Origin of the sequence: Enterococcus sp. DIV0876 (genome assembly GCF_050529585.1) — a bacterium.
Classification (GTDB): Bacteria; Bacillota; Bacilli; order Lactobacillales; family Enterococcaceae; genus Enterococcus_D.
Window position 1 is genome coordinate 3,048,488 of the sequence record NZ_CP172882.1, and the last position, 23,800, is coordinate 3,072,287.

The window sequence follows — 23,800 nt, forward strand, 5'->3', positions numbered from 1 at the left end:
TTCTCCTCTAAATAAAATGCAATGGCTCTTGGTCAATCGAGACATACAGCCCTTTGCGCTGATCGATTTGACTTTGATCCAACAGACGGGTCAACATTGCTGGTAATTGCGGTTCATGTTTGTATTTGATGATCAGTTGATAATAATAGCGGTTTTTGATCCGTAAAATAGCACTTGGTGCCGGACCCAACAAAACGCTCTGTGGTGATAACGCTTGTTTCAGCTCACGGGCAATAGCAAACATTTTTTGGGCAGCTACCTGTTCTTCAGGATGGCTGCAAGTGATTTTAACTGTATAAAAGTACGGTGGGTAGCCGCTTTGATGTCGCACCCACATTTCTTTTTGATAAAAGTCTTCATAATCTTGGCTCTGTGCCAATTGGATCGCATAATGCTCTGGATTGAAGGTTTGAATCACGACTTCACCGGTTTTTTCTGCCCGACCTGCCCGGCCGCTGACTTGAGTCAGCAGTTGAAAAGTCCGCTCGCTGGAACGAAAATCCGGCAAGTTCAACGCAGTGTCGGCATTCAATACTCCGACCAAGGTAATGTCAGGAAAATCCAGGCCTTTGGCAATCATTTGGGTGCCCAGCAAAATATCGGCTTTCTTTTGTCCGAAAGCAGTCAAAATCTTCTCATGGGCGCCTTTTTTGCGGGTAGTATCGACATCCATGCGCAACACCCGCGCTTCTGGAAATAATTCCTTCAACTCTTCTTCAACTTTTTGGGTCCCTGTGCCATAATAACGAATTTTGTCAGCTTGGCAATTTGGACAACGATGGGGTATATGTTCCTCATGGCCGCAATAATGGCAACGCATCGTTTTGGTATCCATATGCAACGTCAAAGAAATATCGCAATTAGGGCAAGGTAAGACATAGCCGCAATCACGGCACATCACAAAGGAAGAATACCCTCTTCGATTCAACAGCAAAACGATTTGTTCTTTGCGATCCAAGCGATCGACGATTTTTTCTTGCAGCAATCGCGAGAAGGTCTGGTATTGCTTTTGGGCAAATTCAGTCCGCATATCTACGACATCGATGGTTGGCAGCTGGGCATTGGCTTTGGCCCGCTGGTTCAAGCGCAACAGCTGATAGACATTTTTTTGGGCTCGGGCCCGTGATTCTAAAGAAGGTGTTGCACTGCCTAACACAACTGGACAATGGTGGTAAGCCCCACGCCAGATAGCTAAATCTCGCGCATGATACCGAGGGGCTTCTTCTTGTTTGTAGGTAGCCTCATGTTCTTCATCGACGATGATCACCCCGATATTTTTCAATGGGGCGAAGATAGCAGAACGCGCCCCAACCACGACTTGCGCTTCTCCGCGCTCGATCTTGCGCCATTCGTCATACTTTTCTCCTTGCGATAGGCCGCTATGCAAGACTGCGACGGCATTGCCTAGGCGACTCTTAAAGCGTTCTACCATCTGAGGCGTCAAAGCGATTTCGGGTACCAGCATGATGGCTGTTTGACCTTGTTCCAGCAATTGAGCAATGGTTTGGAGATAGACTTCCGTCTTCCCGCTGCCTGTGATGCCTTCCAGCAAAAAGGTCTGCGCCTGTTTATTTTGCGCCGCTGTTGTGATGGCCGATACTGCCGCCACTTGATCCGTATTTAATTCAAGTGGGCGCGTTTTTTGAAAATCATGGTCCTTAAAGGGATCTCGGTAGGCTTCCACTTCGGTGAAGGTCAACCAGCCTTCTGCTGCGCCTTGATTCAATACAGCTGTAGAAATACCATTTTCGGTAAAAAAGGAAACCGGCAGATAGGCTTCTTTTGACAAAATGTGTAACAGCGCTGCTTTACGGGTCGATCCTTTACGCAATTGATTGACGATATCAGGAATCGCCACTGGATCGATCTGGCGTTTGACATAACGGATCATCTTGGCCTTGTTCTTATTTTTGACCAAGTATTGCACTTCTACTACTGCTGCTGCCCGCAATGGTTTTAATTGCGGCAGCAATCCAGCTGTTTCTGCCTCTTGCCAGCTGAGGATCTTACTCTCTGGAAAATAGCTGCGAATACTGTGGTTTTCATCTAATAAGACGATTTGTTTTTGATATTCAGCCTTCATGACACTTGGCAGCATCGTTTGCAAACAAGTGATTTTAAAGGCGAACGTACTTTGCTTCATGTAATCAGCGAGTTGGAGCAGCTCATCATTGACGACTGGGGATAGATCCAATAAACGGGTGATTGGTTTCAACGGTTGGTCAACACTTGATACATTGGACAGTCCGACAACAAAGCCCTGAATGTGACGGTCGCCTTGACCAAAAGGTACTTCGACCCGCATCCCTGTTTCGATGACAGCTTGTAATGCTTCGGGTATTTCATATGTAAAAGGTTGATCGGTCTGCATCGTGGGCACATCCACGATGACTTGTGCTATGTGCGTCATCCCTGCTCCTCCTTTAGGCTCTATTTTACTAAATAGCGGTCTGTTTGTCTGTAGCCTTGCAAAAATTTAACGATCAGCAAACCAAATAAAAAACTGGAACACAGGCGTGCTCCAGCTGTTTTGGTTAAAGCTTTTGTTCGTCACGAATGCGCGCTTCTAATTCTTTTTGTTCTTGATCTTTTAGCGCTTTACGTTCTTCTTGTTCCATCTTCAAACGCGCACGTTTGATTTCTGGATGTGGATCATTCACGACCAACTCTGCTTCGATTTCTTCTAAGGCTTGGCCAACACTTTTGACTGAGTCAAAAGATTCCAATGTTGCTTGGGCACCGGCATCTAACTCATGGGCACGTTTGCTGGCTAAGATCACCAATGAATATTTTGAATTGACACGATCCAACAATGAATCGATTGAAGGTTTTAACATCATTTTTCTTACAGCTCCTCTAACATTTTGATATAGGTTCCGATCACTCGGTCGACGCGAAAGTGTTCACTAGAAATGATTTCACGGATCCGGTCGACTGCCTTAGGGACTTCATCATTCACTACAGCATAATCATATAATGCCATCATTTCGATTTCTTCGCGGGCGACCCGCATGCGTTCATCGATCACCTCGGCAGAGTCGGTGCCTCTTCCTGTAATACGAGAGCGTAATTCTGCCAGATCAGGCGGGGTCAAGAAAATAAAGACACCGTCTGGTACTTTGTCTTTGACTTGTTTAGCCCCTTGTACTTCTATCTCCAAGAACACATCTTTTCCTTGGTCTAAGGTCTGTCTGACGTACGACAATGGTGTGCCATAATAATTGCCAACATATTCGGCATATTCCAACATTTCGCCGGCCTCGATCAAGGCTTCAAACTCCTCGCGGCTGCGGAAATAATAATCGACACCTTCGACTTCTCCTGGGCGTTGTTGGCGTGTTGTCATTGACACCGAATATTGAAAATCGTTGTCATCTCGCTCAAAAATCGCCTTTCTAACGGTGCCTTTGCCTACTCCAGAAGGCCCTGATAAAACTATAAGTAATCCTCGCTCTGACATAATGACGTCCTTTCACTGACATTTGCTTAACGTCTATTTTGCACTTTTTTTCAGCAACTTTCAAGAACTACTTTATTATAATGGGAATTTTATGAAATAGCTAGTCCCTAACTCTTTGGTTTCTCATCAAAAGCCCATGTTGCTCAACGTATTGATGACGCCAGCTAGTTCATCTTTTGCAGTGATGGCTTTTTCTGTAGGGTCAGAAACTTCTTGGCAATCGATGCGCACGATATAGCGACGATTCAAAGAAACGGCATCGCCATTGACTAAGATATGCAAAAAATCGGGTTCGATTGCTGCACAAGCATCTTGCCAAGCCTCAAAATTTGTTTTATCTGAAGGCACACTCCGTTTGATAATACTTTTGCCGCTTAATTCATGGAAAGTGATGTCGTAATAAGTCATGGTTATTTTCCTCCTATTCGATGTTTTGAACTTGTTCTCTGATTTTTTCGATGATTGTTTTCATTTGGACTACCTGATTTTTGATCGTGATCGCACCTGATTTTGAGCCGATCGTATTGACTTCTCGATTCATTTCTTGGATCAAGAAATCCAACTCCCGACCAACGGGGGTCTCGGCGGCCAGCAAGCTGGTCATGGTTGTCAAATGAATGCCCAGCCGGTCGATCTCCTCATGAATATCTCCTCGCTCCAATAGCACAGCCAGTTCTGTCAGTAACCGATCTTGATCAACGGTTTCTCCGAGATAGGCAGTCAATTTTTTCTCAAAACGAGCCTGATAATCCGCTTCATACACAGCAACAAACTGTGACAATTCTGACAGCTTAGCTTGCAATTGCTGCTGATTTTCTTGCAAGACCTGCAAAATGCCTGCACCTTCTACTTGACGACTGTTTTCAATAGCAGCCAGCGCTTGGGTCAAAGCCGCCAAGACACCAGCTGCAAGCTGACCTTCCTCGGGTTCAACGTCTGACACAGATAAAAAGGCTTCATGGGTCAAAAATTGTTCTAATAACTTTTCTTTAGGTAAATCTGTGAGGGCAAAGCGCTGCTTTGCCTCTGTTTCGACTTCCTCCATGAAAGCCGATAATAGGTCCCATTGGATATTGATTTGTTTTTGTTGGGCTGCTGTCTCTCGAATGGTAACATACAGTTCGATCCGCCCTCGTTGCAGTGTTTGCTTGATTTGTTGTCTAATCGTCCCTTCAATTGTGTTCAACTGTTTGGGCATGCGCAATTGCAAATCAAAAAAACGCTGATTGACACTTTTGATTTCTACTTCGATTTGGCCAATTGCTGTTTCTGCACTGCCTTTGCCAAAACCCGTCATGCTTTTCATGCTGTCACTTCCTCATCTTTTGATCATTCCTGTCACAGATGCCGACAGTTACATTGAAGCCAATGCTTTCTTCAACCCCTCAAATTCTTCATTGGATAAGGTGATCCCTTTTCCCATCTTTTCGTGGTCGGGTGCCCAATCTCGCAAGTCAAACTTCGGCGGACGGCCGCTCCAACTGACCAAGTTCAATTCTTTGCGCCAGCCTTTCGGATTTTCCGAAAGAACAGCAATTTCTTCAACGATTTCGTATGAAAATTTATCCATGTGTATCTCCTTCCAAAAGATAATAACTATAAGCAGCAAGTGTCGCTAGCAGAGGATACCGCCGACGAATTTGTTGGATTGCTGGTGTAGATAAGGTCTGTGTCCGATAAAAGAACAAAAAACGATTTTGCTCAGACAAAAGGTAGAAGCGGTCTCGATAAAAGGACAACCATTCGCTGATCGACCACGCTTCTGCATCATCGCTTGGTTCTTGGGCAATTTTTTGGGCGATGCCTTGGCACATCGTTTCTTGGTCATAAATGATTGTTGGCGGCAGGTGTAAAATCTTGGCGGTGCATTCCAACAGGATCCGGCCCCAATCAGCAATCGGGATATCCCCACGATAAAACTTACGCAATTTTTTTAAGAACTCTGTTTTTTTGATTTCCTCATACAAATAGCTGTGTTGTTGCTTAAGCCAGCGTAAACACTGTCGCCATTGATGCTGAAACTGGGCGTCTCGCGCAAATGTATACCAATAGCCTTGGTATTTGCCAAAGGTTTTCAATGTTTCTAAATACCCTAGCGTCATATTGTCTAAAGAGCGTTGGGCATCAAAGACCATGAAACTGCCCATTGTCCAGGGGGAGCCGAGGGAAACTTGGGCGATATCTTCTGACACTTCAATTTTCTTATTGACCCCTGGTCCTTGAACATCTACTGTGATACATTCAGTTGCGCCTTGTGCAAGGGCTACATCGATCGGCAGATTATTGCGGTATCCACCATCGATATAGTAGGTGCCATTGATTTGCTGGGCTTGCATCGCCGGATAAAAAGAAGCCGATGCTAATAACCAGTGCAGATTTTCTGCCACATCTGCTGGATCAAAGACATACACCGTTTCTTTGAAATCAGGTAATCGGGTGGTACATATCAGCAATTTCTGCGTGGTTTGACCAAATTTTTCTTGATCAAACGTAGCATTCAATAAAGCAGCTAATGGTTCTGTACTCGCGCCGTTGGTCTTCAACGCTGTCATCACTAATGAATGGGTCTGGTCCATCATTTCTCGCAAGGTTTGCGCTTTGGTGTCAGCTAGCGGGTATTGCAAGACCTGATCACTGGATATATTGGCCCATAGATCCACCGCAGCTTCCACGTCATTCATCAATATCAACGCCCCGTTCAAAGCGCCTACCGATGTTCCTGTGATCCATTTAAAGGAGATATTTCGTTCTTGCAGCGCTTGCCAAACACCTATTTGATATGCGCCGTGCGCGCCACCGCCGCCTAAAACCAATGCCGTATTATAAACTAACGTTTTTTGAAAGCCGGCTGCCACCTTCTGGTAGCCTTGTCTGGCAAAAAAATCAGCCAGCAACGGATTGTCAGGTAATTGCCATACCACGCGAGGGATAAAACGACTGCGGGCAAAACTTTCGATCACCCCCGTATATTTTTGCCAAGAAAACTGTGTGTTTGCTTCATGCAATAAATCATAGATGACCATTTGGTTCTCTTCAAAACGGCAACTGAGATATAAACGTCCTTGCCGTGTATTGATTTGCCAGCCTTGTTCTTCTAAGTGTTGACTAAAATAAGTTCTGCCTGCCGAGTGGCTGTCAAAAAAAGAAAAGGTCAGCTGACTTTCTTGAAATGCCTTGCGCTGCGGCACAAAATCGACGGTCGTTACTTTTTTGACTTTCACCAAAAAACCTCCTTAAAGAACAAAAGAATAGTCGAATGACACGGCTATTGACCTACCACTCGCTATCCTTCTTGTTAAAATGTCCGCTGTGCCATATGAAAAGCAGCCAACATATCTGCTGTCGCTTCATCGACAGGTGTCACACTTTGCAGATCCCCTTGCACAACCCGTCTGGTGATTCCCCCCATTTCACCACAAGTGATCAAGGTGATCATCTGGCGTCCTTCCACTTCGTCTAAGAGGTATACATCTGTTGGCTCGACCCGCACAGAAGAAGTCGCTGTGTACGTATAAATATGTTCCAAATCAGTGATATAAATTGTCGCCCCGACAGCTACGTCATCTAATGGCGTAAAGAGCAGCTCAGGGGATTGTGCCCGATGACTCGCCAGCGCATAATTGCCTTCACCCATTTTTTGCGTAGGACTCAAGGTTCCTGCACCGTATAACAAGGCTTCATTGGACAACCCTTTAAAAATCGGCAAATTGATCTCCACACTAGGGATGGCTACCCCCCCGATCACTGGCAAGACTTTATTGCTTAATTGTGCGCTAAAAACTGCTTCTGAGCTGGCTGGTTCCACTGCATCGAAATCAAAAGTCGTGTCTGCTTCCATGTTTTTTTCCACATCTGCTCTGGTGATTGCACTGACCGCATAGGCATCACCGGTTTGTTTGATGAAGAAATTTTTGATTTGATTATTGAATACGAGGACCAACCCGATCAATAGCAATAACAACAAAAAAATATTACTGAGCCAACGTCTGACCCGCTTCTTTTTTTTCATTTTTTTCGTCTCCATTTTTTTCTCCTTTTATCATACCAAAAACCTATTGATAGCGCCAATTTTGACTGGGTATTTTACTAAAAGAAAAGAATTGACGTGATAAATAAATATGTTGAAATTAAAAATTGTCTTTTCTGTTATTTTGTAATATAACTTTAAACGAAAAGATACGAGCATTTTTCAGCGCTTTGTTGTAGAATAAATATATTACATAGGAGGGATCAGCCGGCATGTCCAATACGATTTACATACATATAGATACAACTAGCAACGCCGTCTTGACCCGTGGGCTTGCCCCCCAAGATTTCAACAAAAGCATTGTTCATCAGCCCAAAAATTTGCTTTTGCTTGATCCTTCCAGCGAATTTGGTGAATTCGATAGTCATACCGGACTCAAAGTGATTCGCGGCATAGAAAATGTGCAACTCTTCTTTCAACAGTTGAATAAAGGGCGGGTCACTGAAGAAATGAAATGGATCGACTTCAACGATTTCGATATGCTAAAGGAACTGACACCGCTGGAAATTTCAGAGCTGTTATATTTTGGCCATATGAAAACACATTTGCACTCACCATTTTTTTATAAATTGCAAAATAACTTTGTCTTTTTTGATTTGAAAGACAACCGCTCCCGTGTTTACTATCGCTATTTAGATGAGTATTACCGTATTTTAGCTGATCGTATCACCCGAATCGTCCTAGAAAAGAGCAACGATCGCATCTCTTTTTTTAAAAAAGCTGTGTCTGTCGAAAAATTAGACTTTAATCTTCTCAAAGAACTACGCAGCGTGATGCAAGAAGGCGTCTTATTCTGCTTAAGTCAAGAACAACTGATCGACAAAACCTATACTATCCCGATTTATTTGATGGAAGACTCTGGTTTGAAAAGCAGTCAAATCAACAAAAGTTCCCTCGATCAAATTGCCGTGTTGCGCTACTATGCTACTCAGAAACAATGGACATTGGATATCGATCAAGAAGATCTGGCTTTTGGTTTTATGGATAAAAAAATGTCATGACCCACTTTTTCGTGGCCATGACATTTTTTATTTTATGCTTTGGGCATAAATAATTTTGGCGCGGTTTTTGCTAGAATAACCAAAACGACACTGACGTAAACCGTATTGATCACTACCGATCCACCATTAAAAATAAATGAATATAAATAAGGGCTTTGACCTTCTGGTGCATACATCCCCCAGACGAAGACACCCGCCCAAAAATGCCAGAACCAGCGGCAAAGTACTGCGACAAAGCCGCCAATGCCGATATACCAATAAGCCTTACTGCTTTTGATCCGCAGTGCTTGTTGGATCCGATTGGCAAATAAACCACCGAAGCCGCCAAAAGCAAAGGCAAAGGGGTATTCAAAAATAATTTGCGGCACACTGATAAAATTCTTCATGGCACTGCCCACCAATATATTCAGCAAGCCCCACATAAAGCCCGCTGTCACCCCAGGCACAAAGCCTCGGCGATAAGAATACAGCACTAGAGGTACCAAACCCAGGGAAAGATCCAAACCGGCATTGACCGTTTGAACTGGAATAAAGGATAGCGCCACGCCAAGCGCTGCGATCATCGTCCCTTCCGTCCACACCCGCAAATCCATTTTTTTCGTCAAAAAAACTCCTCCTTTTCGAATCATCACAATTCACAAAGGAGAAGTGTCAGACACTTCAACTCGTCACAATTCCTACGTTCGCATGACCGAAACAGGTACGAAGGGTTTAGAGTACGCTCATTCTCAGCCTTTTCAGGCTCCCCTTTGTGATTAGATTCTATTTGATTTTTGACCTGCATCAACGCCAAGTCATTTCATAGCATATCATATTTTCACAAAAAAGAAAGCGTGTTGCACTGTATTTTTTTCAAAAGGCACAAAAAAACCTCTAGCTGCTGATTTCAACTAGAGGAATACTTGTGATCAAAAAAATCGGTTTTGATCAAATAGATAATTTTGATTCAAATAATGGACTGACTGGTTTGTTCTCATGGATTCGTTTGATTGCTTCACCCATCAAGGCACCCACACTGATTTCATCGATTTTGTCTGATTTACGATCTTCTGGCAAATAGATCGAATCAGTGACAACCAAATGTTCGATTGCGGAGTCTTCGATACGTTCCAAGGCGGGTCCTGATAATACTGGATGCGTACAAGATGCATAGACACTCTTAGCACCAGCTTGTTTCAAGGCATTGGCTGCTAGTGTAATCGTACCTGCTGTATCGATCATATCATCGATCAAGACACATGTTTTCCCTTCAACATGACCAATGATATTCATGACTTCAGCAACATTGGCTTTTGGTCGACGTTTATCAATGATCGCAATTGGCGATTTCAGGAATTCTGCCAATTTACGCGCGCGGGTCACACCACCATGGTCTGGTGAGACAACAACCACATCATCTCCTTGAATATTGCGTTCTAAAAAGTAATTGGCAATCAAAGGCGCACCCATCAAATGATCGACTGGTATATCGAAAAACCCTTGGATCTGAGATGCATGCAAGTCAAGTGTCACCATACGGTTGGCACCAGCTTTTTCAATCATATTCGCTACAAGTTTTGCTGTGATTGGTTCTCTTGAACGTGCTTTTCGGTCTTGTCTAGCATAGCCGTAATAAGGCATGACCACGTTGATCGTCTTGGCACTAGCGCGTTTCAATGCGTCGATCATAATCAACAATTCCATTAAGTTATCATTTACAGGACTGCTAGTCGATTGGATCACATAGACATGTGAACCGCGAATACTTTCTTCAATATTCACTTGGATTTCGCCATCGCTGAATTGTTTTACGGAACACTTACCTAATTCGACACCTACTGCAGCTGCGATTTTTTCCGCCAAAGGACGATTTGAGTTCAGAGAAAAAATCTTCAATCTTGGATCAAAATAATGATTTGACATGAGAACCTCCACTTTCTTTACGTGTAACTAATAAAAAATGACAACTATTTTACTAGAATCTTCTTCCTAGTAAATAGTAGTCATTTTTCTTGAATAAATCAAGTCATTTCGCTATTTCTCATTTAGATAAGGCAGTTTTTTTGCATAATCTGCTTTATTTTCTTGGCGGGCACGAGCAATTGCCATGCTGTGCTTCGGAATATCTTGGGTGATCGTAGAGCCAGCCGCGATCATCGTTTCCTCAGCAATCGTCAATGGTGCAACCAGATTTGAGCCAGAACCGATAAAACTATTGTCGCCGACAGTTGTCTTGAACTTATTTTTGCCATCATAATTGACAAACACCACCCCACAACCGACATTGATATGTTTGCCTAGGGTCGCATCACCGACATAGGTCAAGTGACCAACTTTGGTTCCTTCACCGATCGTCGAGTTTTTGACTTCAACAAAATTGCCAATATGAGCGCCTTCCAAAATCTCTGCTTTCGGACGCAAATGGGCATTTGGACCTACATCGGCCCCTTTATGAATGATGCTTTCTTCAATCACTGATGCTTTGATCGTTACACCGTCTTGGATTTGGCTGTCGCTGATTTGTGAAGAAGCCGTGATCACGCAGTCTTCACCGATCGTGGTTTGCCCTTTGATGACTACACCTGCTTCAATCAATGTGTCTGATCCAATAAGCACACCTTCATCGATATAGGTCGTCACTGGATCGATCAACGTTACGCCATTGCGCATATGGGCTTGATTGATCCGCGCCCGCATCAAGCGATTGGCTTCGGCCAATGCCAAGCGATCATTGACACCGAGTGACTCATTGAAATCTTCTGTTTGATAGGCAGCAATGATCTTGCCGTCTTCCTTTAAAATCTCGATGATATCAGTCAGATAATATTCCCCTTGGGCATTGTCTGTATCCAATTTTGCCAACGCATCAAAAAGCAGCTCGTTATCAAAACAATACGTACCCGTGTTGATTTCTTTGACCAATGCTTCTTCTGTGGAGGCATCTTTTTGTTCTACGATTTTCTCAACGATTCCGACATGGTCCCGCAGAATACGGCCATAGCCGGTTGGGTCTTGTGCCTGAGCAGTTAAAATCGTCGCTGAAGCATTCTTTCCTTGATGGTAATCAAATAAATTATTCAATGTTTCCGTCGTTAAAAGTGGCGTATCCCCACTGATCACAAGGGTGGTGCCTTTTTTCCCTTTCAAAAAAGCTTCAGCTTGAACCACGGCATGGCCTGTACCCAATTGTTCTGCTTGCAAGGCATATTCGGTTCGATCGCCTAATTGTTTTTTGACCATTTCTGCACCATGACCAACGATCGTCACGATTTGGGCAGGTTCTGTTTCAGTGACACGATTCATGATATGTTCGACCATTGGTTTCCCGCAGACTGGATGCAAGACTTTGTATAACTTTGATTTCATTCGCGTGCCTTTGCCAGCTGCTAATATAATTGCATAACGTGCTTCCACGTATTCCACTCCTATCGATTGGGACAAGAACTGTCCTTTGATTGATCCTACAATCAGTTTAGCCCAAGTGGTTGTAAATTTCAACGCTTAGCGTCATTTGCACCTAGACCAATTTAAAAAACACCTTGCCGCAAACGAAGAATCCGCGCGCAAGATGTTTCATTTAGTCTGCTTTTTTTGTGAAATAATTTCCTGGTACGACCGAAATGGTTTTGGTTTGGGTATCGACATCTTCGACATATAACAATGAACTATAATCCGTGATCGCCCGATTGCCTTTGAACTTGGTTTCAGCAAATACGGTGATTCCTACAAGCTCGGCTTCGAATTCTTCAATCAAACTCTTCATCCCGTTGACCGTGCCGCCACCTTTCATAAAGTCGTCGACCACCAATACACGAGAACCCCGTTTGAGACTGCGTTTGGACAATTCCATTTTCTCGATGCGCTCTGAAGAACCTGACACATAATTGACACTCACTGTAGAGCCTTCTGTGATTTTAGAATCTCGGCGAACGATGACAAAAGGAACGTTGAGATAATAAGACACAGCTTGTGCGATCGGTACCCCTTTGGTGGCAACCGTCATGACTGCATCGATTTTTTCACCAAGATATTTTGAAGCGATGATCCGACCAACTTGCCGCAACAATTCTGGTTCACCCAACAAATCTGAAAGGTACACATAGCCGCCAGGCAGCAAGCGGTCTTGTTCAGACAAACGCTCCGCTAACCCTTCTACATAGGCATAGGCTTCTTCTTCTGAAATTTCAGGCACAAAAAAAACGCCGCCTGCTGCGCCAGGTACAGTATCTAACAAGCCTGTGCCACGCTCTTTGAAAGTCTTTTTGATAATCGAAAGATCTTCACTGATCGATGATTTTGCTGAAGCATAACGCTTAGAGAAAAAAGACAATGAAATCAATTCATGGGGATGATTCAATAAATAGTGGGTCATGTCGATCAGACGTTCACTGCGACGTATTTTCACACCGGACAACTCCTTTAGTTTATTCGTCTTATTATAAGGCTTTTACACGAAAAATGCGAGCAATATCTGAAAATAAGTTCGAAACGTTCGTCTTTGATTAGAAAACAAAAAAAAGAAACGTTGATTCTTCGTTTCTTTTTCATAAAGCGTTTTATTTCAGTCGTTGGTTCCGCTGCAATACGATCACCACACGCTTGATCAAATTGACCAATAAAAACAAACCAATAAAAACTAATGTGATCGTCGCACCTGGTGGCGTATCTAAATAAAAGGAACTGGTCAAACCGGTCATCATCCCAATCATTCCAATCACGACACTGATCAAGATCACTGCATTGAAGCTTTTGCCCAAACGCATACTGATAGCCGCTGGCAAGACCATGATTGCTGAAATCAGCAAGGCCCCAGCAATCGGAATCATCATTGCGATGGCAACACCCGTCAAGACGTTGAACAGCATCGACATCAATCGGATCGGTAAGCCATCGACATGCGCCGTATCTTCGTCAAAAGTCAAAATATACATTGGTCGTTTGAACAAAAAGAACAATGCAAAGACAATCAAGAATAAAAGCCCTAAGATCCAGACTTGATCATGGGTAATCGTAACGATCGACCCAAATAGATAGGATTGGATACTGGTGGCAGAATTTCCGCCACTGAGATTCATCAAGACCAGCGCCAGCGCCAATCCCCCCGACATCAAGATCGCAATCGATATCTCCGAATAGCTGCGGTAAAGGGTTCGCAAATATTCCAAAATGATCGCAGCGATCACCACAATCAGCAATGTCGTCAAATTGGGATTCAAATTGAGAAAGAAGCCTAATGCAACACCTGCCAATGACACATGGGATAACGTATCTGCCATTAAAGACTGTCGGCGTATCACCAGAAAAACCCCTAGCATAGGCGCGATGCCCGCAATAAAAATCGCAGCTAAAAAGGCCCGTCTCATGAATTCATATGAAAGCAGCGCCATGGTGAATCCTCCTTTCGCACTAAGCGGATCTGACGATCTGCATATTCTTTGATATCTTCATGATCGTGAGTGATCATTAAAATCGACTTGCCATGGTCATGGGCATTATGCCGCAGCAACTCATAAAACAAGTTCCGAGATTGTTCATCCATACCAGTCGTTGGTTCATCTAAAATAAAGAGATCTGGGTCGGTGGCAAAGATTCGTGCCAAACTGATCCGTTGTTTTTGACCACCAGATAGTTCTCCGATCCGTTTGTTGCGCATATCCCACATGCCAACCGCATCCAAGGCCCGCCGCACATGTTCATGGTCACGTTTGGTCAATCGTTTGAACCAGCGATCTTTGGGATAGCGGCCTGATTGTACCAATTCCAAGACCGTACTTGGAAAGCCGACATTGAAGGACGCGATTTGTTGGGGGATGTAAGCAACACTTAGTTTTTCACCAGCCACATTTTGACTGGCCACTGTAACTTTTCCTTTTGACGGTTTCAACAAACCTAATGTGGCTTTGATCAAGGTTGATTTGGCTGCACCATTTTCACCCGTCAAAATCACAAACTCGCCATCTTCGACAAAATAGGAAATGTCTTCTAATACAGGTTCATCATCATAATAAAAGGTTAAATCTTTTACATCGATATAACGCACGGAGTGCCTCCTTATTTGTTTCTTTATTTGATACTTTTTTGCAAAGCGGATAAATTGTCTTCCATCACACTGATATAAGTTTCTCCATTGTCGATCTGTTCTTGTGTCAAGCTTTCTAGCGGGTTCAAGACAGCCAGTTCAACACCGGTCTCACTTGCTAACGTTTCTGCGACTTTCGACGAGGCATTTTCTTCAAAATAAATCACACGAACTTGATTGGTCTCCACATATTCTTTCAATTCTGCCAAGCGGCTTGGGGTCGGCTCTTGATCTGGAGAGATACCGGAAATCGAAGCCTCTACTAAATCGTACTGACGTGCCAAGTACCCAAAAGCAGCGTGTTGGGTGACAAATGTCCGTTGTGAAGCATCTTTGAAAGCTGCACGATAGGCATCATCTAATGCTGAGAGCTTCTTGATATAAGCCGCAGCATTTTCCGCAAATTGGTCCTTTTGTTCTGGATAGGCCGCTGACAATTGGTCACGGATCGTTTCGACTTCTTGGATCGCCAATACCGGGTCGGTCCATACATGAGGATCTAACTCATGCACATGATCTGCTTCTTCGTCATGGTCATGGTCTGCCTCATGGGCATGTCCTTCTTCGCTTTCTACTAAATCGATCGCTTGCGCAGCTTCAATGATCGTCGTTTGTTTAGTATCAATGGAATCTGTTAAACTCGATACCCACGTCTCTAATTCCGGACTATTGTAGACAAACGCATCGGCTTCCATCATTTTGGCCATATCTTTGGCACTTGGTTCAAAATCATGGGGTTCAGTTCCAGCGGGAATCAACAAAGAAACCTCTGCTGCATCTCCTACCACTTCTTTGGTAAACTCATACATCGGATAAAAAGTCGTCATGATCGATAAAGCTGGATCATCAACAGATGCTGTGTCTGTCTCTTGGTTATGATTGCAGGCACCTAATAATAAACTGCTTAAAAGCAGTGCAGCTGCGGCGATTGTTTTTTTCATTCGTTATCTCCTCTTTGTTCCTCCTGTAATCGGAGGCATCAGGGCAAAACGGACTTGTTCCGTTTTACCAGCAACAGATACTGTAACAAATGTTTGCAACTTCGTCAAGATAAATCGTATGTTTTACGATTTGCCTTGGGAATTCACGTCCAAATCGGAAAGCACCCTGCGGCCACCCATATATTCGAGGAAATGGCAAAAAGCACAAGTAGGACACTTGTGCTTTTGTTGCCTGCTATTTCAAAGTTCGAACCAGATAGACTTCATCACAGAAACCTTTAAGCCCATTGTAGACCCGTTGCGCCCGAGAATATTTTTGGCATAGGGCAAAAACTGTCGGTCCGCTCCCAGTCATCAACGCAGTGTCCGCGCCGTATTTCAACATGCGGTCTTTGATCTGCTGGACGATCGGATATTTGGGGATCGTGATTGCTTCTAGGCTATTCCCCATGGCGGTCAACATCGCTGGATAGTCCTCTGCCAAAATTGCCTCAGATAAGGCAGCAATATCCGGATGATGCAGTTGATCTAAAGCGACTTGTTGGAAAATTTTGCCCGTCGAAACGCTCAGTCGAGGTTTCACAAGGACGACCCAGCATTGGGGCATCGGCTTTAGCGGCGTGACCACTTCCCCTTTCCCTGCGATATGCGCTGTCGTGCCATATAAACAATAGGGCACATCCGTCCCAACTTCCATGCCGATCTCGATCAGTTCCTCCATGGTCACTTGCAGATTCCATAAACGCACCATGCCCCGCAATGCAGCGGCACAATCCGTACTGCCGCCACCTAATCCTGCTGCAACCGGAATATTTTTGGTAATATTGATTTTGATGCCCTTGGTGATCCCAAATCGTTTTTTGATCAGACTTGCCGCCTGATAGACGTTATTGCGCTTATCCACTGGTAAGAAAGCTTTATTGGTTTCGATAATGATTTTATCTTCAGCGAGTTCTTCCAATATCAGACGGTCGGCTAGATCAACGCTGGACATCACCATCTCTAACTCATGGTAACCATCTGCTCTTTTGTCTAAGACATCGAGACCGAGGTTGATCTTAGCTGGCGCTTTTTCAATAATCTCCATCTTCATTCATCCAATCATCTGATAGTTATTTAGTTCTATCATAGCAGATTCTGCATAGATAGTTGAGTGATTTCTCTTGTTTTGTTCGATACTGACCTTTTGGTTGCCCTTTTTTTTCGTTCCTCGTAAAATAGAAGTAGCGACTTAGATTCAATCATTCGATCCACACAAGAAAGCGAGGGAACATCATGGCAAATTTGATTCCAAAAGATTTCACAGGCGGCGAAGAATTATTGGGAAAATTAATGAATAGTTTTTGGCAAGAACGACAAATGAACACGGATATCAAAGAATTTGAAGATCGATATCTCGTCAAAGCAGACTTACCGGGTATCAAAAAAGAAAATATCCGCGTCAGCTATGTCAACAACACTTTAACGATCTCGGCAACACAAACAGATGACCTTGAAGAAAAAGATGACTTAGGACATTATTTACGCAAAGAACGTTCCAGCAGCGCTTATCAGCGGACGTTCACGATAACGGATATCGATGAAGCATCGATCAAAGCCAAATTTGAAGACGGCGTATTGACATTGACGCTGCCAAAAGCGAGTTATAAAGATGCACCCGCCAAAAATATTCCAATCGAATAACAACCAAAAACCTGTTTCAAAGACATGCAAGCCAAATGCATTGCAGACTTTTGAAGCAGGTTTTCGCTATTGTGTATGGATAGATTTACTTTTGTTGTCGGCGATAAGCTTGTCTAGACGTGACCGCTTCTTCTTCGCTCAAAGCTTTTTTGACATATAGTTTCAAGCTGTAAGGTTCATGGTATTTTACATCGTCTTTAATGAAGTCCCCGCCTGTAATGAATAACCCAACTGGCTCCAAGGTTTTTTCACCTTGCCATTGGATCGTCCCAATAGGGGTCAACTCACTATAACTTGTACCGATTTGAAGGATATAGCGATCTGCTGCTTGTTGCTTGATGAAATAATAAGGATACAATGTATTTTTAGGAATCGTAAAACCCGTTTTCAATGGCTGCAAACGCAATTCATCTCGGCTGATCAAGGTTTGCAAGTGATCAGCCAAAACTAGTTGATAGTCTTCCTCAAAGTCTATACGTACTTTTTCAGTATTTAGGTGATCGATTTTTGTCGTACCAACGCTTTCGCTCTCGATATTGAATACTTCATCTGGTAATACTTTAACAAATACTTGTGTCACATCGCCTTTCACATTTTTGTCCAAAAAATAGTAAAAGATATTTAAGACCCAGAAGTAAACCAGAATCAAAAAACCAATGCTGTAAAATGTGGCTTGAACATAATTTTGATTCAAGAACAGCCCATAAACGATCCGCAAAATATAGGCAGTTGGAATAATACTCAGCATCGTATACGCACGATTCAAATATTTCGGGCTAATATCCAGATAGCCCAAAAATTTATGGATGCCATTGATCATATCTAATAAAAGAGTCATAATTTCACCTACTCATCTTGATTTTCATCTGTAATGCCTTGTGGATCCACCGTGTTTTCTTCGCTGGAAGCAGGCGTTTGTTGGTTATTTTCTTCAGATACTTGTGTGTTGTCTTCTTCACTGGACGGTGTCGTACTGTCAGAAACAGTAGCAGTACTCGATTCTTCTGTCACGCCTTCATTAACAGCTGATGAGGGTTGTTCTTGTTCGATTGACTCAGAACTGCTCGTCGGTGCTGGATTTTGGCTGTCCGTATCTTGGATCATAGAAGATTCCGTGGATGCTGGAACTGAGTTTTCAGTGGTCTCAGTTGTTTGATCGGTGGTGCTTGGGTGGCGGTAACTTTGAGAATTGACGACACCCGTTGCAGTAGCAATGATCGTTGAAATGGTCAACAAAGCAATAGGTTTTAAAATTGGCGGAACTTTGCGCATGGATCTCATCCTTTACTTTCACATTTTTGATGCGCATCCTTTTTCGGGATTGCACCGCTTGTTTTCTTTATAATCGTTTCTGCAACGAGGGTCAAGAATTATAGGGAACAATTCCCATGATTTAAAAAAAAGCTAAACTTGCATCCGCTTACAACAAAAAACGACTGTCTACGCAGTCGTTAAACGATATATGGGTACATTTTTTCATAGACGATTTGCAGTGTCTCATGGTAATTTCTGATCAACATGTCGATCGATAGGACTTCTTCGTATGCAATGGGTGCGGTCAATTGGATAACCAGCTGCTGATCATCCAGGTAGTAACTACTGAAGACCTCATCATCCGTCAGTTCTTCCAGTTGGTTGGTCAATTCTTCATAAAATTTCTCGGCAATCGGTTCAGCAACCTCCATCATAAGCGGCCGTAATGCAGCTTCCATCTCTGATAAAGGCTGTTGTAATAACTGTGCGCCACTCTTGGTCTGATAGACATTGTCCAACGTAAGATAAAGAAGATCGATGTAGTCTGCCTCTTCGCCGATGGCCTCCAACTGGGTAATCGCCTCTGTTATCAGAGCCGTGCATAATCGATCGACCGCCTCATGCATTCGGGCATCCGCTTTCTCAAAAATCTGTTGCGATCCATGACTTCTTTCGATCCCCATAAAGGTTAATGTCGCTTTTTCCAAACACAATGGATTTTCTGCTATATATAATTTGATCTCAGCCATGTAAGGCCCCTCTTTCTTTTGTTGGTCACTAGGCATGCGTGCTGCCAAACAAATCATTTGTCAGCAAGCAAAATCTTCGTTAGCATAAATAGTAACAGGTGGACGACATGTCCATCAAGTAATAAGGAGGAAATCAAATGAGTAAAGTTGCAGTAATCGTCACAGATTTAGTAGAAGATATCGAATTGACCGCACCGCAAGAAGCCTTAGAAGCTGCAGGACATGATGTTGTCGTGATCAGTAACGAAGGCACGTCTCAAGTAACCGGCAAACAAGGCGGCACTTTCACCGTTGACGCCACCATTGACGCGATCGATCCAGATAGTTTTGATGCGTTATTGATACCTGGCGGCTTCTCTCCAGACCAACTGCGAACAGATGCGCGTTATGTAGACTTGACCAAAGCGTTTATTACCTCAGATCGTCCGGTTTTTGCCATTTGCCATGGTCCTCAGCTGTTTATTCAAACTGGATTGACCGATAAGTTGACATTGACTGCCTATGATTCAGTGCGCCCTGATTTGGCTTATGCTGGCGCTACTGTCAAAGATGAACCGGTCGTGATCGATGAAACGTATCGTGTGATCACCAGTCGGAATCCAGATGATATTCCCGCCTTCAACCAAGCGATCGTTGACGCATTGAAGTAATGGAGCAACTGTTGCCGTTTTGATCAATAGAGCAAAAAATCAGCCGCTGATAACTGTCAGTTGGCTGATTTTTTTTAGTCATTTTGGGGCAAGTCAAACCCATCAAAGGTTTCTCCATCATAGTATTTCAACAGTTCTTCCGTCGTTAACAAAGAAGAGGTCATCTCTTCTGTAGTCTCCGTTCGTTCTCTTAACTGTGCAATATAAGCTGCATACAACTCAGCCAGCTGACGATAAACTGCTTGTCGAGAAGAACCTTCTGCTTGCAGTGTCGGCAACTCGCGAATAAACGCCTGATACAACGGGCGGTCGCCTATCCATTCTACCGGCAGCTCAACGACTTGCAGCTGTGCTTCTTCAAACCATCTGTCCATTGCCATCCCTCATTTCTTTCTCTATTATCAGCTAGACCTGTAAAAAGTCAATCCTTAAGCAAAAAACCACTGGATCGACTCATATGTCTTGTCGATCTAGTGGTTGCGGCTTACGCGGCTACATAAGCATATTTTTCGATGTTTTGTCGAATCAAACCAATGATTGCTTCATCCATCAAACCAGTTACTTCAGCAATCACTTCTGACAACTCTTTTTCTGCCAAAAGTTCTTGCAGTTGGCGACTTTGTTCATCTTCTGGATCATGATAATTAAAGATCATGCCAATTGTTTCATAAAGATGATCAGGTTGAACATTCCGTTTTTCCAATTCCAATACCGGGCGGATAAACCGCTCCTTTGTACCCAATTTTCGTACAGGCGTCCGCGCTACCCGCGTAATCGCATCAGAAATATATTTATTTTTGAAGCGTTGGATGATTTTTTCAATATACTGTTCATGTTCCTCAGGATCAAAATCCCACTTTTCGATCAATAGCTGGCCAGTTTCTTCTAAGACCGATTTCAGCTGGATGACGACCAAATGGTCTTGCATCGCTTCATCGATTGTCTGATAGCCTTGCAGCGCCCCTGTGTAGGCAACTGTCGCATGACCAGTATTGACACTGAACAATTTCCGTTCAATATATGGTTCCAAATCCGCGACATAATGGACTCCTGTTAAATGAACCGTTGATTTCATGCCTGTTTCTTGGATCACCCATTCACTAAAAGGCTCGACTTGAACAAAAAGTGGATCATCATGCTGCTGCATAGGAACGATTCGATCCACCGCGGCATCAGGGAAGCCAACTGTCAGCTCAATTTCTTGCCAATTCTTGCTATATTTTTGTACTTCGCTTTTTAGATAGGTCGATCCGCCGATCATATTTTCACAGGCGATCACGTCGATTGGGTCTTTTTTCATATCTTGCGCCCGGGCGTCTAAACCTTGTGCAATCAATTCAGCGATCCGCGGCAAAATATTGGGGCCAATTGCAGTAGTTACGATGTCCGCTTCACGGATAGCTTGAATCACTGCCTCAGGCTCTTTGGCATTATTTAGGCCTGTCACGTGATCGATCTGGATCTGTTCGTGACTTTCATCGGCTAACTCTATCGTATAGCTTTTTCTTGCTTTCAAGGCATCGATGATCGTATCATTGACGTCGATGAATGTAATCTCAAAGTCGTTGCTGGCTAATATTTCGCCAATAAATCCACGGCCAATATTCCCAGCCCCAAAATGTACAGCCTTCATCTTTATTCCCCCTTTATGCCACCGTTAGACTTTTGGTGATCTCTTCTTTATCTAGTGCATCGGCTAATTCAACCACGTTATCGATATCACTGCAGAAAAGGGCAATTTGTTGGACCAATTGCAAGTGGTCTTCGCCTTTGCCGGCAATCCCGAAAAGAACGGTCACAATTTTTTCTTCTTCAGCTGTACCAAAGTTGACACCATCTGGTACTTGAACGATACAGATCCCCGATTCTTTGACATATTTCTTGGCTTCGTCAGTGCCATGGGGAATAGCGATAAAATTTCCCATATAGACAGAAAGCATCTCATCTCTTGCGACCATTGCATCGACATATTCTGGTTCAACACAGCCGGCAGCCAATAATTTTTCTCCACAGTAACGAATGGCTTCTTCTTTCGTGGCAAACTGTTTATTGAGTTCAATCATTTCTTTTTGTAATTCTTTCATCGCGCACACCTTCCTATATTGTTTCTTTCAATGAAGAGACGATTCGTTGGTAATTGGTCGTGCCCATCAAACTATTGACAGAAAAATGGATGGCCTCAGGCGCTGTATCTTTGGCTTGTTGGGTCAATGTTTCTTTAGTGATGACCAACGAAGACGCATTGGCTTGCAAGTCATTGATATGGATTTTTCTGATTGGCACTGCCAATGATTCTTTGGTTAACAGATCTTGAACGACTTTTTTTGCCATTGTTGCCGAGCCTTTACGGTCATCATGGGCCAAAATGATTTCATTGACATGTTTCAATTCATTTGTCGAAAATTGCTCCTCTGGACGAACTGGGTCAGGCTTTTTTGCCGATTCACCAGAACTACCTGAAAGAGTTGCAACGATCTCATCATAGCGAGGTGAGTTCAAAAAGTTCTCAACTGCAACAAAGGTCGCATTTGGCGCCTTTTGTTTTGCCCGTTCTTGTAGTTCTTCTTGCGTCACGATCAACGCATTGGCATCATCCTGCAGATTATTGATCGCTGAATTGCTGACTTGTTGCGATAATCCAGCTTCTTTGACTTTCTTCCGTAAAATCGACGCCCCCATCGCGCTTGACCCCATCCCTGCATCACACGCAAAGATGATTCGGTTGATGCCACTGACTGGTTGGACTGCGATTCCTTTCGCACTTTGTTTCGCCGCTTGGGTTTGTCGGACTTGTTCTTCAAAGTTATCGACCGTATTCTTTGCATCGGCTTTTAAAATCGCTGCAGCAATCACAAAAGAGACCCCCGCACCAACTGCGATTCCGGCTAATACTGATACGACACTCATAACTGAATTAAATGGGGTCATCGCCATAATCGCAATGATCGACCCTGGTGAAGCTGGCGCCCGTAGACCGGCCCCTAATAATTGGAAAGTAAAACTACCAGAAACACCGCCGGCTATCACTGCCAAGAACATGATCGGTTTCATCATGACATACGGGAAATAAATTTCGTGGATCCCACCAATAAAGTGAATAATGATGGCGCCTGGTGCTGAAGATTTGGCTGCCCCTTTACCAAACAATGTGAAAGCAAGCAAGACACCCAAACCAGGGCCAGGATTTGCTTCCAATAAGTACAGAATCGATTTGCCAAACTCACTGACTTGCTCAGTACCAAGCGGTGTCAAAATACCGTGGTTGATTGCATTATTCAAAAAGAGGATTTTGGCTGGTTCAATAAAAATATTGGCTAGTGGAATCAAGTGCGCATTGACGATCACTTCTACACCAGAAGCCATGGCTTCTGTCAATGTATTGACAATTGGACCAATTGCGACAAAACCTAATAATGCTAAAGCAAAACCAATCAATCCTGCTGAGAAGTTATTGACCAGCATTTCAAAACCAGCCCGGATCTTATCTTGGAAAAGTTCATCAAACTTCTTGATCACCCAGCCGCCTAAAGGCCCCATGATCATGGCACCTAACAACATCGGGATATCTGTTCCGACAATCACACCCATGGTCGCAATGGCACCCACAACTGCGCCGCGATCGCCCGCAATCACTTTCCCACCGGTGTATCCGATCAGAATAGGGATCAAATAGGTCAACATCGGACTGACCATCGTTGCAAAAGATTCATTTGGTAAATACCCATCTGGAATAAATAATGCCGTTAATACTCCCCATGCAATCAATGCGCCGATATTCGGCATCACCATACTAGACAACGTACTCCCTAACTTTTGAACCTTGGCTTTCAGCGATGATTTATTCGCTACTTGTGCTTGTTCCATTTTCGCTAACTCCCTTCGTTTTCTTGACACCTTCATTGTAGGCGCTTACCGAAACAGCCGAAAGTCGCACTTTGGCACAAAAAAATGTGCCAAATATTTTTTCACGCAAAAAA

At 43.6% G+C, this 23,800-nt stretch carries 26 protein-coding genes and 1 riboswitch; of the genes, 3 read left to right on the top strand and 23 right to left on the bottom strand.

Going from position 1 to position 23,800, the window contains the following annotated elements:
• Nucleotides 1-7: 7 nt before the first annotated feature.
• The 8 genes from priA to IGI41_RS14430 form a co-directional block, all read right to left on the bottom strand.
• A complete protein-coding gene (gene priA, locus IGI41_RS14395) occupies nt 8-2,410 on the bottom strand; it encodes a primosomal protein N' (RefSeq protein ID WP_430610473.1) in 2,403 nt (800 codons plus the stop codon).
• A gap of 124 nt (nt 2,411-2,534) precedes the next feature.
• Nucleotides 2,535-2,840: a DNA-directed RNA polymerase subunit omega gene (gene rpoZ / locus IGI41_RS14400; protein WP_430610474.1), complete on the bottom strand. Its 306-nt coding sequence runs from the start codon at nt 2,838-2,840 to the stop codon at nt 2,535-2,537.
• Between the two features lie 5 nt (nt 2,841-2,845).
• On the bottom strand, nt 2,846-3,460 hold the full coding sequence (gene gmk, locus IGI41_RS14405) for a guanylate kinase (RefSeq protein ID WP_086275915.1): 615 nt from the start codon (nt 3,458-3,460) through the stop codon (nt 2,846-2,848).
• Between the two features lie 126 nt (nt 3,461-3,586).
• Nucleotides 3,587-3,868 (bottom strand): hypothetical protein, encoded by a 282-nt coding sequence (locus tag IGI41_RS14410; RefSeq protein WP_430610475.1) that lies wholly within the window; start codon nt 3,866-3,868, stop codon nt 3,587-3,589.
• A 13-nt stretch (nt 3,869-3,881) separates the two neighbouring features.
• Nucleotides 3,882-4,766, bottom strand: coding sequence for a YicC/YloC family endoribonuclease (locus IGI41_RS14415; RefSeq protein WP_430610476.1), 885 nt, complete (start codon nt 4,764-4,766; stop codon nt 3,882-3,884).
• 48 nt (nt 4,767-4,814) lie between these two features.
• The gene (locus tag IGI41_RS14420) at nt 4,815-5,030 is read right to left on the bottom strand and encodes a YdbC family protein (RefSeq protein ID WP_430610477.1); all 216 of its coding nucleotides are present in this window, start codon (nt 5,028-5,030) and stop codon (nt 4,815-4,817) included.
• A complete protein-coding gene (locus tag IGI41_RS14425; RefSeq protein ID WP_430610478.1) occupies nt 5,023-6,681 on the bottom strand; it encodes a patatin-like phospholipase family protein in 1,659 nt (552 codons plus the stop codon). Before IGI41_RS14425 ends, IGI41_RS14420 begins: the two co-directional genes overlap by 8 nt.
• Nucleotides 6,682-6,755: 74 nt before the next feature.
• Nucleotides 6,756-7,469, bottom strand: a complete 714-nt coding sequence (locus IGI41_RS14430) for a class A sortase (protein WP_430612876.1) — start codon at nt 7,467-7,469, stop codon at nt 6,756-6,758.
• A gap of 230 nt (nt 7,470-7,699) precedes the next feature.
• On the opposite strand from IGI41_RS14430, the gene IGI41_RS14435 reads away from it, so the two are divergent.
• The gene (locus IGI41_RS14435; RefSeq protein WP_430610479.1) at nt 7,700-8,488 is read left to right on the top strand and encodes a hypothetical protein; all 789 of its coding nucleotides are present in this window, start codon (nt 7,700-7,702) and stop codon (nt 8,486-8,488) included.
• A 32-nt stretch (nt 8,489-8,520) separates the two neighbouring features.
• On the opposite strand, the gene thiT is transcribed toward IGI41_RS14435, so the two are convergent.
• The 8 genes from thiT to ispE all read right to left on the bottom strand — a co-directional run bounded on the left by thiT (nt 8,521) and on the right by ispE (nt 16,574).
• Nucleotides 8,521-9,093: an energy-coupled thiamine transporter ThiT gene (gene thiT, locus IGI41_RS14440; protein WP_430610480.1), complete on the bottom strand. Its 573-nt coding sequence runs from the start codon at nt 9,091-9,093 to the stop codon at nt 8,521-8,523.
• Nucleotides 9,094-9,145: 52 nt separating this feature from the next.
• Nucleotides 9,146-9,247, bottom strand: a riboswitch (TPP riboswitch).
• Between the two features lie 168 nt (nt 9,248-9,415).
• Nucleotides 9,416-10,390 (bottom strand): ribose-phosphate diphosphokinase, encoded by a 975-nt coding sequence (locus IGI41_RS14445; protein WP_430610481.1) that lies wholly within the window; start codon nt 10,388-10,390, stop codon nt 9,416-9,418.
• A gap of 111 nt (nt 10,391-10,501) precedes the next feature.
• On the bottom strand, nt 10,502-11,881 hold the full coding sequence (gene glmU / locus IGI41_RS14450) for a bifunctional UDP-N-acetylglucosamine diphosphorylase/glucosamine-1-phosphate N-acetyltransferase GlmU (RefSeq protein ID WP_430610482.1): 1,380 nt from the start codon (nt 11,879-11,881) through the stop codon (nt 10,502-10,504).
• A 163-nt stretch (nt 11,882-12,044) separates the two neighbouring features.
• Nucleotides 12,045-12,872 carry a pur operon repressor gene (gene purR / locus IGI41_RS14455; RefSeq protein WP_430610483.1) on the bottom strand — a complete coding sequence of 276 codons (828 nt, stop codon included), beginning with the start codon at nt 12,870-12,872 and terminating at the stop codon, nt 12,045-12,047.
• Nucleotides 12,873-13,023: 151 nt separating this feature from the next.
• Complete coding sequence (locus IGI41_RS14460; protein ID WP_430610484.1) at nt 13,024-13,854, bottom strand: metal ABC transporter permease; 831 nt, start codon at nt 13,852-13,854, stop codon at nt 13,024-13,026.
• A complete protein-coding gene (locus IGI41_RS14465; RefSeq protein ID WP_430610486.1) occupies nt 13,827-14,507 on the bottom strand; it encodes a metal ABC transporter ATP-binding protein in 681 nt (226 codons plus the stop codon). Before IGI41_RS14465 ends, IGI41_RS14460 begins: the two co-directional genes overlap by 28 nt.
• 23 nt (nt 14,508-14,530) lie before the next feature.
• A complete protein-coding gene (locus IGI41_RS14470) occupies nt 14,531-15,487 on the bottom strand; it encodes a metal ABC transporter substrate-binding protein (RefSeq protein ID WP_430610487.1) in 957 nt (318 codons plus the stop codon).
• Nucleotides 15,488-15,722: 235 nt separating this feature from the next.
• Nucleotides 15,723-16,574, bottom strand: coding sequence for a 4-(cytidine 5'-diphospho)-2-C-methyl-D-erythritol kinase (ispE, locus tag IGI41_RS14475; RefSeq protein ID WP_430610488.1), 852 nt, complete (start codon nt 16,572-16,574; stop codon nt 15,723-15,725).
• A gap of 188 nt (nt 16,575-16,762) precedes the next feature.
• Here ispE and IGI41_RS14480 point away from each other — a divergent pair, with 188 nt between their 5' ends.
• The gene (locus IGI41_RS14480; RefSeq protein ID WP_430610489.1) at nt 16,763-17,170 is read left to right on the top strand and encodes an Hsp20/alpha crystallin family protein; all 408 of its coding nucleotides are present in this window, start codon (nt 16,763-16,765) and stop codon (nt 17,168-17,170) included.
• 85 nt (nt 17,171-17,255) lie between these two features.
• Here IGI41_RS14480 and IGI41_RS14485 read toward each other — a convergent pair whose 3' ends face one another.
• The 3 genes from IGI41_RS14485 to IGI41_RS14495 all read right to left on the bottom strand — a co-directional run bounded on the left by IGI41_RS14485 (nt 17,256) and on the right by IGI41_RS14495 (nt 19,173).
• Nucleotides 17,256-18,008, bottom strand: a complete 753-nt coding sequence (locus IGI41_RS14485) for a DUF6681 family protein (RefSeq protein ID WP_430610490.1) — start codon at nt 18,006-18,008, stop codon at nt 17,256-17,258.
• Between the two features lie 8 nt (nt 18,009-18,016).
• Nucleotides 18,017-18,442 (bottom strand): hypothetical protein, encoded by a 426-nt coding sequence (locus tag IGI41_RS14490; protein ID WP_430610491.1) that lies wholly within the window; start codon nt 18,440-18,442, stop codon nt 18,017-18,019.
• A 179-nt stretch (nt 18,443-18,621) separates the two neighbouring features.
• The gene (locus IGI41_RS14495) at nt 18,622-19,173 is read right to left on the bottom strand and encodes a hypothetical protein (RefSeq protein ID WP_430610492.1); all 552 of its coding nucleotides are present in this window, start codon (nt 19,171-19,173) and stop codon (nt 18,622-18,624) included.
• A gap of 137 nt (nt 19,174-19,310) precedes the next feature.
• Between IGI41_RS14495 and IGI41_RS14500 the strand changes: the two genes are divergently transcribed.
• Nucleotides 19,311-19,823: a type 1 glutamine amidotransferase domain-containing protein gene (locus IGI41_RS14500; protein ID WP_430610493.1), complete on the top strand. Its 513-nt coding sequence runs from the start codon at nt 19,311-19,313 to the stop codon at nt 19,821-19,823.
• 74 nt (nt 19,824-19,897) lie between these two features.
• Here IGI41_RS14500 and IGI41_RS14505 read toward each other — a convergent pair whose 3' ends face one another.
• The 4 genes from IGI41_RS14505 to IGI41_RS14520 form a co-directional block, all read right to left on the bottom strand.
• Nucleotides 19,898-20,197 (bottom strand): hypothetical protein, encoded by a 300-nt coding sequence (locus IGI41_RS14505; RefSeq protein WP_430610494.1) that lies wholly within the window; start codon nt 20,195-20,197, stop codon nt 19,898-19,900.
• 110 nt (nt 20,198-20,307) lie between these two features.
• Nucleotides 20,308-21,456: a mannitol-1-phosphate 5-dehydrogenase gene (locus IGI41_RS14510; protein ID WP_430610495.1), complete on the bottom strand. Its 1,149-nt coding sequence runs from the start codon at nt 21,454-21,456 to the stop codon at nt 20,308-20,310.
• 13 nt (nt 21,457-21,469) lie between these two features.
• On the bottom strand, nt 21,470-21,907 hold the full coding sequence (locus tag IGI41_RS14515) for a PTS sugar transporter subunit IIA (RefSeq protein WP_430610496.1): 438 nt from the start codon (nt 21,905-21,907) through the stop codon (nt 21,470-21,472).
• A gap of 13 nt (nt 21,908-21,920) precedes the next feature.
• Complete coding sequence (locus tag IGI41_RS14520) at nt 21,921-23,687, bottom strand: PTS mannitol transporter subunit IICBA (RefSeq protein WP_430610497.1); 1,767 nt, start codon at nt 23,685-23,687, stop codon at nt 21,921-21,923.
• Nucleotides 23,688-23,800 lie beyond the last annotated feature (113 nt).

Coding starts and splice junctions, on each gene's coding strand:
- priA (WP_430610473.1), bottom strand. CDS start 2,410: ATGACGCACATAGCACAAGTCATCGTGGATGTGCCCACGATGCAGACC.
- rpoZ (WP_430610474.1), bottom strand. CDS start 2,840: ATGATGTTAAAACCTTCAATCGATTCATTGTTGGATCGTGTCAATTCA.
- gmk (WP_086275915.1), bottom strand. CDS start 3,460: ATGTCAGAGCGAGGATTACTTATAGTTTTATCAGGGCCTTCTGGAGTA.
- IGI41_RS14410 (WP_430610475.1), bottom strand. CDS start 3,868: ATGACTTATTACGACATCACTTTCCATGAATTAAGCGGCAAAAGTATT.
- IGI41_RS14415 (WP_430610476.1), bottom strand. CDS start 4,766: ATGAAAAGCATGACGGGTTTTGGCAAAGGCAGTGCAGAAACAGCAATT.
- IGI41_RS14420 (WP_430610477.1), bottom strand. CDS start 5,030: ATGGATAAATTTTCATACGAAATCGTTGAAGAAATTGCTGTTCTTTCG.
- IGI41_RS14430 (WP_430612876.1), bottom strand. CDS start 7,469: ATGAAAAAAAAGAAGCGGGTCAGACGTTGGCTCAGTAATATTTTTTTG.
- IGI41_RS14435 (WP_430610479.1), top strand. CDS start 7,700: ATGTCCAATACGATTTACATACATATAGATACAACTAGCAACGCCGTC.
- IGI41_RS14445 (WP_430610481.1), bottom strand. CDS start 10,390: ATGTCAAATCATTATTTTGATCCAAGATTGAAGATTTTTTCTCTGAAC.
- IGI41_RS14460 (WP_430610484.1), bottom strand. CDS start 13,854: ATGGCGCTGCTTTCATATGAATTCATGAGACGGGCCTTTTTAGCTGCG.
- IGI41_RS14470 (WP_430610487.1), bottom strand. CDS start 15,487: ATGAAAAAAACAATCGCCGCAGCTGCACTGCTTTTAAGCAGTTTATTA.
- ispE (WP_430610488.1), bottom strand. CDS start 16,574: ATGGAGATTATTGAAAAAGCGCCAGCTAAGATCAACCTCGGTCTCGAT.
- IGI41_RS14480 (WP_430610489.1), top strand. CDS start 16,763: ATGGCAAATTTGATTCCAAAAGATTTCACAGGCGGCGAAGAATTATTG.
- IGI41_RS14485 (WP_430610490.1), bottom strand. CDS start 18,008: ATGACTCTTTTATTAGATATGATCAATGGCATCCATAAATTTTTGGGC.
- IGI41_RS14490 (WP_430610491.1), bottom strand. CDS start 18,442: ATGCGCAAAGTTCCGCCAATTTTAAAACCTATTGCTTTGTTGACCATT.
- IGI41_RS14495 (WP_430610492.1), bottom strand. CDS start 19,173: ATGGCTGAGATCAAATTATATATAGCAGAAAATCCATTGTGTTTGGAA.
- IGI41_RS14500 (WP_430610493.1), top strand. CDS start 19,311: ATGAGTAAAGTTGCAGTAATCGTCACAGATTTAGTAGAAGATATCGAA.
- IGI41_RS14505 (WP_430610494.1), bottom strand. CDS start 20,197: ATGGACAGATGGTTTGAAGAAGCACAGCTGCAAGTCGTTGAGCTGCCG.
- IGI41_RS14510 (WP_430610495.1), bottom strand. CDS start 21,456: ATGAAGGCTGTACATTTTGGGGCTGGGAATATTGGCCGTGGATTTATT.
- IGI41_RS14515 (WP_430610496.1), bottom strand. CDS start 21,907: ATGAAAGAATTACAAAAAGAAATGATTGAACTCAATAAACAGTTTGCC.
- IGI41_RS14520 (WP_430610497.1), bottom strand. CDS start 23,687: ATGGAACAAGCACAAGTAGCGAATAAATCATCGCTGAAAGCCAAGGTT.